Raw genomic sequence first — 13,903 nt, 5'->3', positions numbered from 1 at the left:
GCAATCGCCACAGTTTAGCCTTGCAATTGAGCAACACTGGCGTTGTAAAGTCGCAACGATGGATACGGCGATAGCAACATCAATTCAGCGCTCCCCGCGCTGGTGGCGGCGGCTCGTCGTTCGTTCGCGGCGTGCCAATATGTTCGCTTGGCTCGAAGCGCTCTCGGCAATCACTCTGATCGTTGCTTTGTGGGCCACATGGTTCGCCTATTCCAGCGCCCCTCAAGAAGACGAACTGCTTCCCAGCTTGCAGGTTTCCCTGCTGTTGATGGCGACATTGGTTCCGGCGATGGCTCTGCTGGTCTTGATCGGCAGGCGGCTTGCGCTGAGGCGCGCCGCAGGCAGCACTGCGCGCCTGCACGTCCGCCTCGTGTTCTTCTTCTCGCTGATCGCGGCGATCCCAACGCTGCTCGTATCAGGTTTTGCCGCATTCCTATTCCAATCGGGCGTCGATTTCTGGTTCAGCGACGATTCCAGAGGCCTGATGCGCAACGCCAATGAGTTGGCGCAGAATTACTACGACCAAAACCAACGCGACGTTGAAGAAGAAACCATCGCCATGGCCAGCGATATGCGCTTCATCCTTGAGCGCATTTCTATCGCCGACGAGGGCTTCGCCGACCGCTACGCCTATCAGGCGCAGGCCCGCGAGATCTCCGAGAGCGCAGTGTTGCAAAGGCTTGATGACAACACGCTGAGAACAGCGGCCATCATGAACCTGATGGAGGACAACAGCCCGCTCGCCTTCAGCCAAGAGGTGTTGTCGCGGCTCGATGCAGGTGAATTTGTGGTCGTGCAAGGCAGTCCTGAGCGGATTGTGGCACTTGCACCGATCGACCGCGATAGCGGCATCTACCTCTACAACGCCCGGACATCCGAGGAAGATTCCTTTGTTTACTGGGAGAAGGCGCAATCTGTTGCCGCCAGCTATAATGCACTGACAGCGGATGCACGGACCCTGCAATTGCGGTTTAATCTCGCACTCGTGGTGGTCAGCCTGCTGCTGGTGGGTCTCGCCATCTGGTTCGCGCTGCGTTTTGCCGACCGTCAGGTTGAGCCATTGACTGACCTGGTCGGCGCCGCTCGCAAAGTGGGGCAGGGCAACTTCGCGCTTAGGGTAGAAGGGCGCACCGGAGCGGATGAGATCGGCCTGCTAAACCGCGCGTTCAACCGCATGACATCGCAGCTGGAAAAACAGACCGACGATCTGATGAACGCCAATCGCCAGATTGATGATCGGCGGATGTTCACCGAGGCAGTGCTGGAATCAGTGAGCGCAGGCGTCATTTCCGTCGACGATGAGAGCCGCGTGATGCTGATGAACAATTCCGCACAGGCCCTGCTCGCCGACGACACGGACACCGATTTGACCGGCAGTTCGATGTCAGAATTATCGCCAGAGATCTGCGCAATCCTGCGCGAAGGCAAGGAACGTGGCCTCGTAACCCACGCGAAAGGATCAGAGCTGCTGACGCTGGCCGTCAAAATTGCGCCCGGGATGCGCGGCCATGTGATCACATTTGAAGACATTACTCGCCAACTACTCGACCAACGTCAGGCCGCTTGGTCCGATGTTGCGCGCCGTATCGCCCATGAGATCAAGAACCCACTCACACCCATTCAACTCGCAACCGAACGGCTAAAACGCCGCTATCGCAAGCAGATAGAGAACGATGGTGAGCTGTTTGACGAGTTGACCAGCACAATCGTGCGCCAAGTGGGCGACCTGCGCAAAATGGTCGATGAATTTTCATCCTTTGCGCGCCTGCCAAAGCCGGTGTTTCGCAATGAAGATGCGCTCGACCTGGTACGGCAGTCGCTGTTCTTGCAGGATGTCGCCCACCCATGGGTCAACTTTCAACTCAACTATGATCAACTGATGCGCGAGGATATTTTGCATAAGACCCTCAGTTGCGACCGGCATCAGGTTGGCCAGGCCATGACAAATATCCTGAAGAATGCGGTGGAAGCGGTGGAAACGCGCAGGATCGATGCAGGCCCTGATTTCCAAGGTCAGGTGACGGTTGAACTGGCCAGTGATGAAGCAACCTTCACGATCACGGTAGAGGACAATGGCATTGGCCTGCCGCAAGAACGCGAACGTATCACCGAACCCTATATGACCACCCGCGAGAAGGGCACTGGCCTGGGCCTCGCGATCGTCAATAAGATCGTCGACGAGCATGGCGGCGATATGAGCTTTGCCGGCGCCCCCAGCGGCGGCACTCGCGTGCAATTGCGCTTTGCGCGCGATCCGCAAGTGACCGAAAGTGAGCCTGCATAATGCCCGTGCAAATCGCTCCAATCCCAACCCCCAAATACCCCCACAAGTACCGAAGGGAGAAGCCAACAATGGCTATTGAAATCCTGGTTGTTGATGATGAACGCGATATTCGCGAGCTGGTCTCCGGAGTGCTCGGCGATGAAGGCTACGAATGCCGCACCGCCGCCGACAGCACCGGCGCGCTGGCCGCCATTGATGAGCGCCGCCCAAGCCTGATATTGCTCGATGTCTGGCTGCACGGCAGCGAAATGGACGGGCTGGAATTGCTCGATGCGATTAAGCTGCGAGAGCCTGACCTGCCAGTCATCATCTTCTCTGGCCATGGCAATATCGACACCGCCGTATCCGCGGTCAGCCGCGGGGCTATGGACTTCATTGAGAAGCCATTTGAGGCTGAACGCTTGCTGCTGCTGGTCGAGCGCGCGACCGAGACCGAGCGTTTGCGCCGCGAAAATTCGCGGCTGCGCGAAGGCACGGCAGAGGGAGCAGAGTTCACGGGCAATTCTTCTGCCATCAACACGGTTCGCGCGACCCTGAAACGGGTTGCCAACACTGGCAGTAGGGTGCTGATTTCCGGCCCTGCAGGGGCGGGGAAAGAGGTCGCCGCACGCCTGCTTCATTCCTGGAGCCCGCGGGCAGAAAGCGCCTTTGTCACGGTCAATTCTGCCCGCATCACTTCAGAGCGCTTTGAGCGTGAATTGTTTGGCGAGGAATCCAACGGCAAACTGGTTCAACCCGGCCTGCTCGAGTTGGCCGACGGCGGAACTCTGTTCCTCGATGAGATCGCCGACATGCCGATGTCTACCCAGGCGCGGATTTTGCGCGTCCTCACGGAACAAAGCTTCGTGAGGGTAGGGGGCACGCGCCAAATCGGGGTCGATGTGCGCGTTGTGTCTGCCAGTTCACGCGATCTTGCGCTTGAAATGGAAGAGAAACGGTTTCGCGAAGACCTGTTCTACCGCCTCAACGTGGTGCCGATCACCATCCCGTCTCTGGCAGAGCGACGCGACGATATCCCCGCGCTCGCCGAGCATTTCTTCACCCGCTATTCGACCGATCAAGGCATCGCGCCGCCGCAAATCTCCGAAGAGGCAATGGGCGCATTGCAAGCCTATGATTGGCCCGGCAATGTTCGCCAATTGCGCAATGTTGTAGAACGCACGATCATCATGACACCGCGTGAAAAGCTAACGGTGGTCGAAACAGACATGCTGCCTTCGGAAATCACAGGCGGAAAACTTTCCGCCTCCGGTCAGGGATTTTCAGCCATGATGGGCGTGCCGCTGCGCGAGGCGCGTGAAAGCTTCGAGCGCGAATATCTGACCATTCAGATCAGGCGTTTTTCCGGAAATATCTCAAAAACGGCAACTTTTATCGGGATGGAACGCTCTGCCTTGCACCGTAAGCTGAAGCTGCTCGGCATGGCCGAACGGCGCGAAACCGCGCGCAAAGGCTAAAACTTCCAGGCTTTTTTCGTCCAACCGGCCACTCGCGCCGATTAACACGAAACTTGCATAAAATTCAGCCATTGCCCCAAGGCGAAGCAATCGCCATGTTATGGATGAAACGGCATGAGGGATGGGTGGGCTATCCCCCGGCCAGATTGCGGACCGGACAAACCGGCCGCCAAAAACAATAGGAGCATAAAAATGTCCGATGGGCGAACTCTCTCCCCGCGCCCCCGCAGCGAACCGGCTGAGCCAGCAGGCAAAGCAGCGGCAAAAGATGGCAAACAGGCCAATCTGCAAGATGTGTTCCTTAACATGCTGCGCAAGAACAAGATTCCTGTGACGATGTTTCTGGTCAAGGGCGTAAAACTGCAGGGTATTGTCACGTGGTTTGACAATTTCTCCATCCTGCTGCGCCGTGATGGGCAATCGCAATTGGTCTATAAGCACGCAATCTCTACGATCATGCCAGGCCAGGATATGGACGCCGATCGGTTTCAGATCCGCGCCGGGAATAAGCGACAGCGTCTGCTGCAGGACATCTTCCTCAGCCGCGTGAGCGAGGCTGAGGTGCAGGTCACCATGTTCCTGGTCAACGGCGTGATGCTTCAAGGCCGCATCGCATCCTACGATCTGTTCTGCATGCTGCTGGAACGTGATGGTGCCGTGCAATTGGCCTATAAGCACGCTGTTTCAACCATCCAGCCCGCAGGGCCGATTGATCTCAGCGATGATGGCGAAGAGTTCGACAGCTGAGCTTTGATGATGATCTGCAGGATGAGGTAACCCGCGGGGCGCGGGCCCTGGTGCTATGCCCGGATATCCGCACGCTCAAATACGATCTCGACGCGCCGGAACGGCTCGAAGAGGCGCAAGGCCTCGCGCTAGCGATTGGTGTGGTGATCGCCCATTCCGAGATCCTGCCCATTCGCCAGATGCAACCGAACACGTTGTTTGGCTCTGGTCAGGTGCAGAATATCGCCACCTGGTGTGAACTGCACGAGGCGGAATTGGTTGTGGTTGATGGCGCTCTGACGCCGATCCAACAGCGCAATCTTGAGGATCGACTCAAACGCAAGGTGATCGACCGCACGGGCTTGATCCTCGAAATCTTTGGTGAGCGCGCGGCAACGGCGGAAGGCCGCCTGCAGGTTGAGCTTGCCCATTTGGACTATCAGCAGAGCCGACTGGTGCGCAGCTGGACCCACCTGGAGCGACAACGCGGCGGTTTCGGCTTCCTCGGCGGTCCGGGTGAGACCCAGATTGAGGCCGACAGGCGGATGATCCGCCAGCGCATGGGCCGATTGCGCCGCGAGCTGGAGCAAGTGCGCAAGACCCGGCAATTGCACCGCGACCGACGGGGAAGGGCGCCGTGGCCCATCATCGCGCTCGTCGGTTATACCAACGCAGGGAAATCCACGCTTTTCAATCGCTTGACCGGCGCAGAGGTGATGGCGGAAGATCTGCTGTTCGCCACGCTTGATCCGACCATGCGCGCAATCAGCATGCCTGGTGTGGAAAAGGCGATTCTGTCAGACACGGTCGGCTTCATCTCTGACCTACCGACGCAGTTGGTCGCGGCATTCCGCGCCACCTTGGAAGAGGTTACCGGCGCGGACATCATCCTGCATGTGCGCGATATGGCCAATCCCGCCCATCAGGCTCAAAAGAAACAGGTGATGGACGTACTCGGCGAGCTAGGGGTAGTTGAGCCGATCACGGGTTCCAGTGATATTCCGATTCTTGAAGTTTGGAACAAGATTGATCTGGCAGAGCCAGAGCGCGCCGAGGAGCTGCGCACAGCCGCCGACGCGCATGATGATTGCGCAGTGATTTCAGCGATTAGCGGCGAAGGCGTGGAAGAACTTCTCACCATCGTCGCCGATATGCTGACCTCCAAGGCGCAAGTCATCACCGTGACACTGCCAGCCAGTGATGGACGGCGGATCGCTTGGCTGCATGCGCATGGCGATGTGGTGGATGAAAGCGATGCTGGGGAAGGGGACACCGGCCCCTTAAGAGCGTTGACCGTACGGCTCAATCCCAAGGAATTGGGGCAGTACGAGACGCTTTAGAGCGACTTAGCTGGGCGTTTCGTTCCGCTTTACCCGCCGCCACAGCTGCTCTTGCTCATCGAGCGACAGCTCAGCAAATGCGCCTTCGCTGAGCGCCTCCATGCTGCGAAACCGCCGCTCAAACTTGGCATTGGCCGCTCGCAAGGCATCTTCGGCGCTGATCCCATGCGCGCGGACGTAATTCACCGCCGCGAACAGCAGATCACCAGCTTCTTCGGCCTTGTGAATATCGGAGGATGCAGCCTCAAGCTCTTGCATTTCCTCGTTTACCTTCGCCGCAGGTCCAGCGGTGTCTGGCCAGTCAAAACCAGTGCGCGCGGCGCGTTTTTGCAGCTTTTGCGCCCGCATCAGCGCTGGCAGCGCCAAAGCAACGCCGTCCATTGCGCTCATTTCGCCTCTTTCGCTGCGTTCGGCTTCTTTCAGGTTCTCCCAGCGGGTTTCGCCCATAGTACCGGTTTCACCGCCAAAAATGTGCGGATGGCGGGCCTCCATCTTGTCGGAAATGGACCGGGCGACGTCCTCAAAGGCAAACTCGCCGTCTTCCTCCGCCATGCGCGCATGAAACACGACCTGAAGCAGCAAATCGCCAAGTTCACCGCGCAGCTCGTCCATGTCCGCACGCTCAATTGCATCGGCAACTTCGTAAGCTTCCTCAATCGTGTACGGCGCGATTGTCTTGAAGGTTTGCGCGACATCCCATTCACAGCCAGTCTTTGGATCGCGTAGCCGCGCCATAATACCAAGCAATCGGTCAATTTGGCTGGATGGGGGAGTATCGCTCATGGGACCCGCTATTTCGTAATGTAAGATTGATAATATATATTATGTTAAATTAAAGAATGCTTGCCAGCGCCCTCTGATGCCCCTCAACCTCGGATTAGACTCACCAACAGAAACGCTCCACCAAAGATCGCGACCCACGTCAGCGCCTGCTGCGCCGCCTTACCCCAGTCCTTTTGGTAAGACGCATAAGCGCTGCCAACCAAGACCAGCCAACCGATCGCCAAAACAATCTGTAGAAACGCCATTTCACTCATGCGACAAGCTCCAATCCATCATAGCCGACCACCACATGATCCGGCGTCTCATCAACCAGCGTCTGATAATCCATGCTCTTATCAAGATGGCTCAGCACCAATTTCTTTGCGCCACAACGCTCGGCCAGCTCCAATGCCATCGCCAGATTGGCATGCGTTGGATGCGGATCGCGCCGCAAACAATCACTCACCAGGATATCGACGTCCTCATAAAGCTCAACCATCTCTTCGGAGATCGCGCTAAAGTCCGTTGCGTAAGCGATTGATTTACCGTCTGCTTCGAACCGGTAACCAGTGGTTTCACCAGGCCCGTGCTCCATCTGGCACCATTCCACGCCAAAACCCGCCGCCATTCGGATGTTATCCAGCGTTTCCAGCTTCGCGATGGTTGGATAACCTTCTTGCCCAGCAAACACATAGCCAAAGCGTTGGCGCAACTGCCGCGCGGTGTCTTCACCGGCAAAGCCCGGTATCGGCGCGGCCCGGCCATAGCGCATCACACGCAGATCATCGATCCCGTGACAGTGATCGGCATGATCGTGGGTCCAGAACACCGCATCGACCTTGCCGATCTTGTTCGCCAGCAATTGCGCACGCAAATCTGTCGAAGTGTCGACCAGCACGCGCGAACCATCATTGCTCTCAACCACAATCGAGACACGGGTGCGGCGGTTTCTCGGCTCATTCGGGTCGCAATCGCCCCAATCATCGCCAATTCGCGGAACACCAGTCGAGGTGCCCGATCCGAGCATGATGACCTTCACAGCGCCGCCTTGCTGAACAATTGTTTGAAATTCGCGGTGGTTTGCGCCGCCAATTCTGAGAGCTCTTGACCTCTCAGCTCCGCCACAAATCGAGCGGTATCGGCGACAAAGGCTGGCTCGCATGGGCGTCCACGATGCGGCACTGGCGCCAGAAATGGGCTGTCTGTTTCAACCAGCAAGCGGTCCGACGGCACATCCTTAACCACGGCCTGTAACTCTTTGGCGTTCTTGAATGTTACGATGCCGGAGATCGAGATCGACAGGCCCAGATCGAGCACCTTCTGCCCAAACTCCGCCGAGGCTGTGAAGCAATGAATGAGCGCCGGAAACGCGCCATTCTCCATCTCATCCGCGAGGATTTCCAACGTATCTTCTTCTGCATCGCGAGTGTGAATGATCACCGGCAACTGAACCTCGCGCGCGACATCGATATGCATGCGGAACAGGCGCTTTTGCGTCTCGCGGTCGGAATGCTCGTAATAGTAATCGAGGCCCGTTTCCCCGATGCCGATGACATCGGGGTTGTCCGTCGCGGCGAGTAATTCTGCGCGGGTTAGATCACCATGTTTGTCCGCCTCGTGCGGATGGATACCGACGCTCGCGAATACGTCCGCCTCACGATTGGCGGTACCAACCACCTGACCCCATTCGCTTTTTTTGGTCGAAATGTTGAGAAATGCGCCAATTCCGGCGCCGCGCGCACGCTCCAGTACGCCCTGCTGGTCCTCAATCACGCCCTTATATTCAAGGTGGCAATGGCTATCGACGAGCATTATTCGGCCCCCTCACCCTCTGGCAGTTCGAGCCGCGGGAAGATCGGCGTGGGCTTGCCCAGGGTAAAGCCGCTTTCAACAAGGCGCGCATACCACTGTGCATCGCTCAGGTTTGCATAGGCGCGCTCATCCGCTGGAATACCCAGCTGATCGAGTAGCGCAGCGGCCTTTTCCGGGACGACAGGTTGGATCGCAATGCCCAGATCGCGCAGCGCCATGAACAATGTGAGCAGCACGGCCTTCATCCGCTCTGGGTCCGTCTTGCGCAAAGTCCATGGTGCTTGGTCATCAACATATTGATTGCAGGCGTAAACTGCCTTGATCCACTCTTCGATGCCGACCGAGAACGCGAGATCGTGGAACGCATTTGGCAAGCCATCCGTGGCCGCTGCCCTCACCTGCGACAGCAGCGCCTCATCAACGTCCGTAAGAGCGATATTCTCCAGCACGCCATCCATATTCTTGGCAATCATGGACAAGGTGCGCTGCGCCAAATTGCCGAAGGAATTGGCGAGTTCCGCGTTGGCGCGGTTTACAATCGCCTCGGGTGAATAGCTGCCATCCTGGCCAAAGGCGACCTCGCGCAGCAGGAAATAGCGCAGCGGCTCCACCCCAAAAGTCTCTGCCAATTCAATCGGATCGACGACGTTCCCAGCACTCTTGCTCATCTTCTCGCCGCCGCGAGCCAGCAAGAACCCGTGGCCAAACACCCGCTTAGGGGTCGGCAGGTCAGCGCTCATCAGGAACGCAGGCCAATAGATCGTGTGGAAGCGCACGATATCCTTGCCGATCAGGTGCAGATCGGCGGGCCAGTACTTCGCATAATCGCCGATCTTATCCGGATAGCCGAGCCCGGTGAGATAGTTGGTGAGCGCATCGACCCAGACATACATCACATGATTGTCTGAACCGGGCACTTTCACGCCCCAATCAAAGCTCGTGCGGCTGACCGAGAGATCGCGCAGGCCGCCTTCGACAAAGGCGATCATTTCATTGCGCCGGCTCGCAGGCTCTAAAAAGCCCGGTGTACGCAGCAGATCAAGCAGTTGGTCCTGATATTTCGACAGGCGGAAAAACCAGCTTTCCTCAACCGTCCATTCGACGGCAGTGCCTTGGGGGGACAGCTTTTCGCCCCCCTCGCCCTCTTTCAACTCGCTTTCGTCGTAATAGGCCTCGTCGCGGACCGAATACCATCCTTCATAGCGGTCGAGGTAAAGGTCGCCCTTGGCCTCCATCGCCTGCCAAATGGCTTGGCTCGCGCGGTGATGATCGTCTTCAACCGTGCGGATAAAGCGATCATATTTCACATTCAGCGCGTCGCACATGTCCTGGAAATAGCCGGACATTTCATCCGCAAGCTCGCGCGCAGTGCGGCCTTGTTCCTCGGCTTTGCGCGCCATTTTGAGGCCATGCTCGTCCGTGCCCGTTTGGAACCGCACATCGCGCCCCTGCAGGCGCTGGAAACGCGCGATTACATCGGCAGCAATCGCCTCATAGGCATGGCCGATATGCGGCCGCCCATTGGGGTAGCTGATCGCGGTGGTGACGTAGAACGGATCGGTGTTTTGAGGTTCAGACATTGGGGCGTGCGCTAGCGCCGGAGGCAGAGACAAGCAAGGTTCCGATCTCCATCGCCAGCAGGCCGGCATCATAGTTGAAGGTCGGCGCTTGTCCCGCGAGCGCGACGAGCTCTCCATGCGCATCGATCAGAGCCAAGCGCTGAGCCGGATCGGCGGTGCGTGCCGCTTGCGCGGTGATGGCCTGCGCCAACTCAAGCACCGCTTGCAATCGTTCGCGGTCTGGGCGGCCACCAATCAAGCGCGCAAGCTCACCCCGCCCCGTAAACTGCGGATCGCCTTCACGCAGCAAACCGCCAATGCTGGCCGCGATCGGTGCGAGGTCTTGGTCCATAAAACGCAATGCTGCGCCGTAGGAGCCGCCACTGGCGAGCCTCGCCGCCTCCAATGCCGCCGGATTGGTCTCTCCCGATTGCTGGCTAAGCACTTCCTCCATCTGGCGAGCGTTGAGCACTGGAAAGCGCATAATGCGGCAGCGCGAACGGATCGTCGGCAAAAGGCGCGATGGACGGTGCGTAACGAGTAGGAAAAACGTGCCCTGCGGCGGTTCCTCGAGGCTCTTGAGCAGAGCGTTGGAAGCCGAGGTCTCCATATCATCGGCCGGATCAACGATGATTACGCGCCGGGATCCCAATGTTGGCCGAGTGTTCAGCCGCTTTTGCATAGCGCGGATCTGCGCGACAGAGATGTTGCGCTTGGTCTGGTAAGGCTTGCCCTCCTCGCGCTTCTTCTCTTCCTTATCGTCCTTGGGCAGATGGGTGAGCGTGATGATATCAGGATGCTCACCGGTAGGCTGCGGTACGCCCGTTTCATCGACGAGCTCGCGCGCAGCGGCCAATGCGAAGTCATGTTTGCCAAGCCCGCTTTTTCCCGCAAGCAGCCAGCCATGGTGCATCCGCTCGCTGGTCAAGGCATCGCGCCATTGCCGCCACGGGCCATCATGATTGGGCCAATTCATGCAGAAGCGCTCAGCAATGGCTGAAGAGCCGCGAGGACACGGGTTTGAACGTCTTCGGGTGAGCCGTCGCCGTCGATCACTGCAAATCCGCTGGGGTCGCTTACCGCGAGAGCGCGAAACGCGTCTGCCACAGCGCGGTGATAGTCGCGGCTGCGGCCACCAATCGCGTCGCTTGCATTGCCGTCCCGCTCAGCCAGACGTTCCAACATGCGCGCCTCGTCAATTTCAACCAGGATGGTGAGGTCGGGGCGCAAACCGTCGCTGCCGATTTGGTGGAGTTCTTGCACCGCCTCATCGCCGACATGCCCTGCCCCGCCCTGATAGGCGCGGCTTGAATCGACAAATCGGTCGCAGATAACCCATGCGCCGCGCTCCACCGCTGGGCGGATTACACGGGCGACATGATCAGCGCGAGCCGCAGCGAACAACAGCGCCTCCGCCTCAGCGCCCCAGCCCTCTCCAGGTGGATCGAGCAGCAGATTGCGGATGGCCTCTGCCCCCGACGTACCGCCCGGTTCGCGGGTTAGGACCGCTTCGATCCCGCGCGCCTCCAAGGTTTCGGCGAGCATTCCCGCTTGTGTCGATTTACCCGCTCCTTCACCGCCTTCAAAGGCTATGAAACGGCCGTTTCCAACACCGACGCTCATGGCAACCACCCCGTTAACCCATTGATCAACCGATCAAACACGCCAGCCTTGGCCACGTCCTCTTTGGCTAGCAACGGCACATTGGCAGGCTCCATGCCTTCGACCGAAATCAGCAGGTTCGCCACCTGTTCACCAGCGGCGATGGGCGCGCGCAGCGGCCCGTCATAGGTAATCGCCACCGAGACCTCTGGCGATTGACCTTTCGGTACGTTCACGAACACTGGACCGTCCGTGACCAGTGCGACCCGGCGGCTTGTGCCATTTTGCACCCGCGCAAATCCGACCTGCTTATCGCCGCCAACGACGCGGCGGCTGTCGAACGCGGAAAAACCCCATTCGAGATAGCTCTTGGCTAGCCGCGCCCGCCCGCTTTGGCTGCTGACCCCGCCAATCACCATTACGAGCCGCTGACCATCACGTTTGGCTGTGCCAAGAAAGCCAAAGCCGGATTCGTTGGTGTAGCCGGTCTTGATCCCGTCCCCGCCTTCAAACGACCCGACCAGCGGATCGCGATTGCTTTGCGTTATGCCATTATAGGTAAACTGCCCGCGCCCAATGAAATGCGCGTATTTCTGCGGATGCTGCGATGTCAGCGCCGCGCCAAGTGTCACCAGATCACGCGCTGTCGTGAAGGTCTTGCCCTCGTCCGGCCAGCCATTGGGCGTGCCAAAGCGGCTGTTCGTCATCCCGATCGACAGCGCTTTTTCATTCATCAACATCGTCCAGGCGGCAACCGATCCCGCGTGCCCCTCTGCCAATACGATGGAGCCATCATTGGCCGAGACCGTCGTGACCCCGGTCAACAATTCATCGACCCGAATGCGCGCATCAGCGGGCAGCCACATGGTCGAACCCTTACCGTTCCACTCACGCCAAGTCTCTGGGCGAATGGTGAAAACCTCAGCGGGCCGGAGCACGCCCTCCTCCATCAGTTCAAAGGCAAGAAAAGTGGTCATCGCCTTGGTCATAGATGCGGGAACAAAGCGGCGGTTTTCGTCGCGCGCATGGAGGACTTGCCCGCTGGTGACATCTACCAACAGCGCTATTGGCGCTTCGCTGTCGGTTGGAACCGCAGGTAAAGGCGCGCCTTGCCCGAACACAGCGCTCGGAGCGCATAGCACGGCTAGAAAAGCCGCCGCGATCCGGGCTTTAGCTTGCAAATTTGAGACGCTGACACTCACCAGCGCAGCTATAACCACAGCCTTTCGCCTTGGCGAGACGCCGCGCGGTTTAGTTCACGATCTCGTCAGCCAGCAGCCCAACGCTCATCGCGTAATAATTGGAACAATTGTACTCTAGGATTACGCGGTAATTGCTGGTGAGTAGCCATGCGGGCCGTCCTGGGCCATCGGGTTGGAACAGCGAGGCGAGCGTATCATCCGCCAGCGGACGCTGAGGCTGAACGCCCAGCTCGCGCCATTCGCGCACCGTCTTCCACTGGCTATGACGTTCATGGACACGCGGGCAAACCGGCGCGCGCAGTTTCGTCTTATAGGCATCGACGTTGAAACCACTCGGCACGCGCGCACGCACGCCCCATGGCTGACCGGTGCGCCATCCGGCGTCTTTGAAATAATTTGCAATCGAGGCAAACGTGTCGGCGCGGTTAGAGAAGATATTCGCCCGGCCATCGCCGTCGCCATCCTCTGCAAGGCGTAGATAGACCGAAGGCAAGAACTGCGGATTGCCAAAGGCCCCGGCATAGCTGCCGACCAATTGCTGCCGTGAATAGCCTTTATCGGCGACCTTCATCAGCGCGACCCATTCGCCAGAGAAGAGTTCGCGGCGGCGCCCTTCCCATGCGAGCGTCGCAAGGCTGCGCGAGAGGTCAAAATTGCCGCGGATCCGGCCATAGCTGGTTTCATGCCCGAAAATCGCGACCATGATTTGCGCTGGCACGCCATACTCCGCCTCAATCCGGCGCAGGGTTGTGCGATTTTCGCCAAACACGCGCCGTCCCCCGGCAATGCGGGTCGGGTTTACATGCTTTGAAATATAGGGTGCGAGCGCTGGATAGCCGCGCCGTGTCGGGCTGCCTGGTTGTCCGAGATCAAGCCGGATCACCCGGTCATTGGGCGTCAAGCCGCCCGTCATGCGCCGGATCGTCGCCTCGCTTACACCTTCTGCCCGCGCGCGCGCTTTTAGCGTTTCCATATAGGCCCCGAAGGACTGGGTCGCAGAGCTGCTCTGCTGCGCGGTGGCGGGGGTAGACGCCGAAGAGGTGCCGAGGGCCGCCATGAAAGCGGCGGCGGTGATCGCGAGTTTGTTCAAAGCCATGATCGAGTTATTCTCACAGCCAACATGAATTGCCAATTATCGAATGCGATCTAATCGACAGAC

At 58.7% G+C, this 13,903-nt stretch carries 13 protein-coding genes; 4 read left to right on the top strand and 9 right to left on the bottom strand.

Annotation, left to right across the window (positions count from 1 at the left end):
- The first annotated feature begins 58 nt into the window (after nucleotides 1–58).
- The 4 genes from AC0V6O_RS07400 (at nucleotide 59) to hflX (ending at nucleotide 5,807) form a co-directional block, all read left to right on the top strand.
- Nucleotides 59–2,284 carry a sensor histidine kinase gene (locus AC0V6O_RS07400; protein WP_486142834.1) on the top strand — a complete coding sequence of 742 codons (2,226 nt, stop codon included), beginning with the start codon at nucleotides 59–61 and terminating at the stop codon, nucleotides 2,282–2,284.
- A gap of 68 nt (nucleotides 2,285–2,352) precedes the next feature.
- Nucleotides 2,353–3,741, top strand: a complete 1,389-nt coding sequence (gene ntrX / locus AC0V6O_RS07395) for a nitrogen assimilation response regulator NtrX (RefSeq protein WP_486142833.1) — start codon at nucleotides 2,353–2,355, stop codon at nucleotides 3,739–3,741.
- 192 nt (nucleotides 3,742–3,933) lie between these two features.
- Nucleotides 3,934–4,488, top strand: a complete 555-nt coding sequence (gene hfq / locus AC0V6O_RS07390) for an RNA chaperone Hfq (RefSeq protein ID WP_486142832.1) — start codon at nucleotides 3,934–3,936, stop codon at nucleotides 4,486–4,488.
- A gap of 50 nt (nucleotides 4,489–4,538) precedes the next feature.
- Entirely contained in the window at nucleotides 4,539–5,807 is a 1,269-nt protein-coding gene (gene hflX, locus AC0V6O_RS07385) for a GTPase HflX (RefSeq protein ID WP_486142831.1), read from the top strand.
- 6 nt (nucleotides 5,808–5,813) lie between these two features.
- Here hflX and mazG read toward each other — a convergent pair whose 3' ends face one another.
- From mazG to AC0V6O_RS07340, 9 genes are all read right to left on the bottom strand, one after another.
- Nucleotides 5,814–6,590, bottom strand: coding sequence for a nucleoside triphosphate pyrophosphohydrolase (gene mazG, locus AC0V6O_RS07380; protein ID WP_486142830.1), 777 nt, complete (start codon nucleotides 6,588–6,590; stop codon nucleotides 5,814–5,816).
- A gap of 83 nt (nucleotides 6,591–6,673) precedes the next feature.
- A complete protein-coding gene (locus AC0V6O_RS07375; RefSeq protein ID WP_486142829.1) occupies nucleotides 6,674–6,844 on the bottom strand; it encodes a hypothetical protein in 171 nt (56 codons plus the stop codon).
- Nucleotides 6,841–7,608 (bottom strand): MBL fold metallo-hydrolase, encoded by a 768-nt coding sequence (locus tag AC0V6O_RS07370; protein WP_486142828.1) that lies wholly within the window; start codon nucleotides 7,606–7,608, stop codon nucleotides 6,841–6,843. The genes AC0V6O_RS07375 and AC0V6O_RS07370 overlap by 4 nt, the downstream gene beginning before the upstream one ends.
- Nucleotides 7,605–8,381, bottom strand: a complete 777-nt coding sequence (locus AC0V6O_RS07365; RefSeq protein ID WP_486142827.1) for a TatD family hydrolase — start codon at nucleotides 8,379–8,381, stop codon at nucleotides 7,605–7,607. The genes AC0V6O_RS07370 and AC0V6O_RS07365 overlap by 4 nt, the downstream gene beginning before the upstream one ends.
- Entirely contained in the window at nucleotides 8,381–9,961 is a 1,581-nt protein-coding gene (metG, locus tag AC0V6O_RS07360) for a methionine--tRNA ligase (RefSeq protein WP_486142826.1), read from the bottom strand. The genes AC0V6O_RS07365 and metG overlap by 1 nt, the downstream gene beginning before the upstream one ends.
- Nucleotides 9,954–10,916, bottom strand: a complete 963-nt coding sequence (locus AC0V6O_RS07355) for an AAA family ATPase (RefSeq protein WP_486142825.1) — start codon at nucleotides 10,914–10,916, stop codon at nucleotides 9,954–9,956. Before AC0V6O_RS07355 ends, metG begins: the two co-directional genes overlap by 8 nt.
- The gene (gene tmk, locus AC0V6O_RS07350) at nucleotides 10,913–11,563 is read right to left on the bottom strand and encodes a dTMP kinase (protein WP_486142824.1); all 651 of its coding nucleotides are present in this window, start codon (nucleotides 11,561–11,563) and stop codon (nucleotides 10,913–10,915) included. The genes AC0V6O_RS07355 and tmk overlap by 4 nt, the downstream gene beginning before the upstream one ends.
- Nucleotides 11,560–12,762, bottom strand: a complete 1,203-nt coding sequence (locus tag AC0V6O_RS07345; protein WP_486142823.1) for a D-alanyl-D-alanine carboxypeptidase family protein — start codon at nucleotides 12,760–12,762, stop codon at nucleotides 11,560–11,562. The genes tmk and AC0V6O_RS07345 overlap by 4 nt, the downstream gene beginning before the upstream one ends.
- 31 nt (nucleotides 12,763–12,793) lie before the next feature.
- The gene (locus AC0V6O_RS07340) at nucleotides 12,794–13,840 is read right to left on the bottom strand and encodes a lytic murein transglycosylase (RefSeq protein WP_486142821.1); all 1,047 of its coding nucleotides are present in this window, start codon (nucleotides 13,838–13,840) and stop codon (nucleotides 12,794–12,796) included.
- Nucleotides 13,841–13,903 lie beyond the last annotated feature (63 nt).

The organism is Erythrobacter sp. JB2-19, assembly GCF_057365005.1.
The sequence above is the reverse complement of the archived record's forward strand: the minus strand, read 5'-3'. Positions and strand labels throughout refer to the sequence as shown.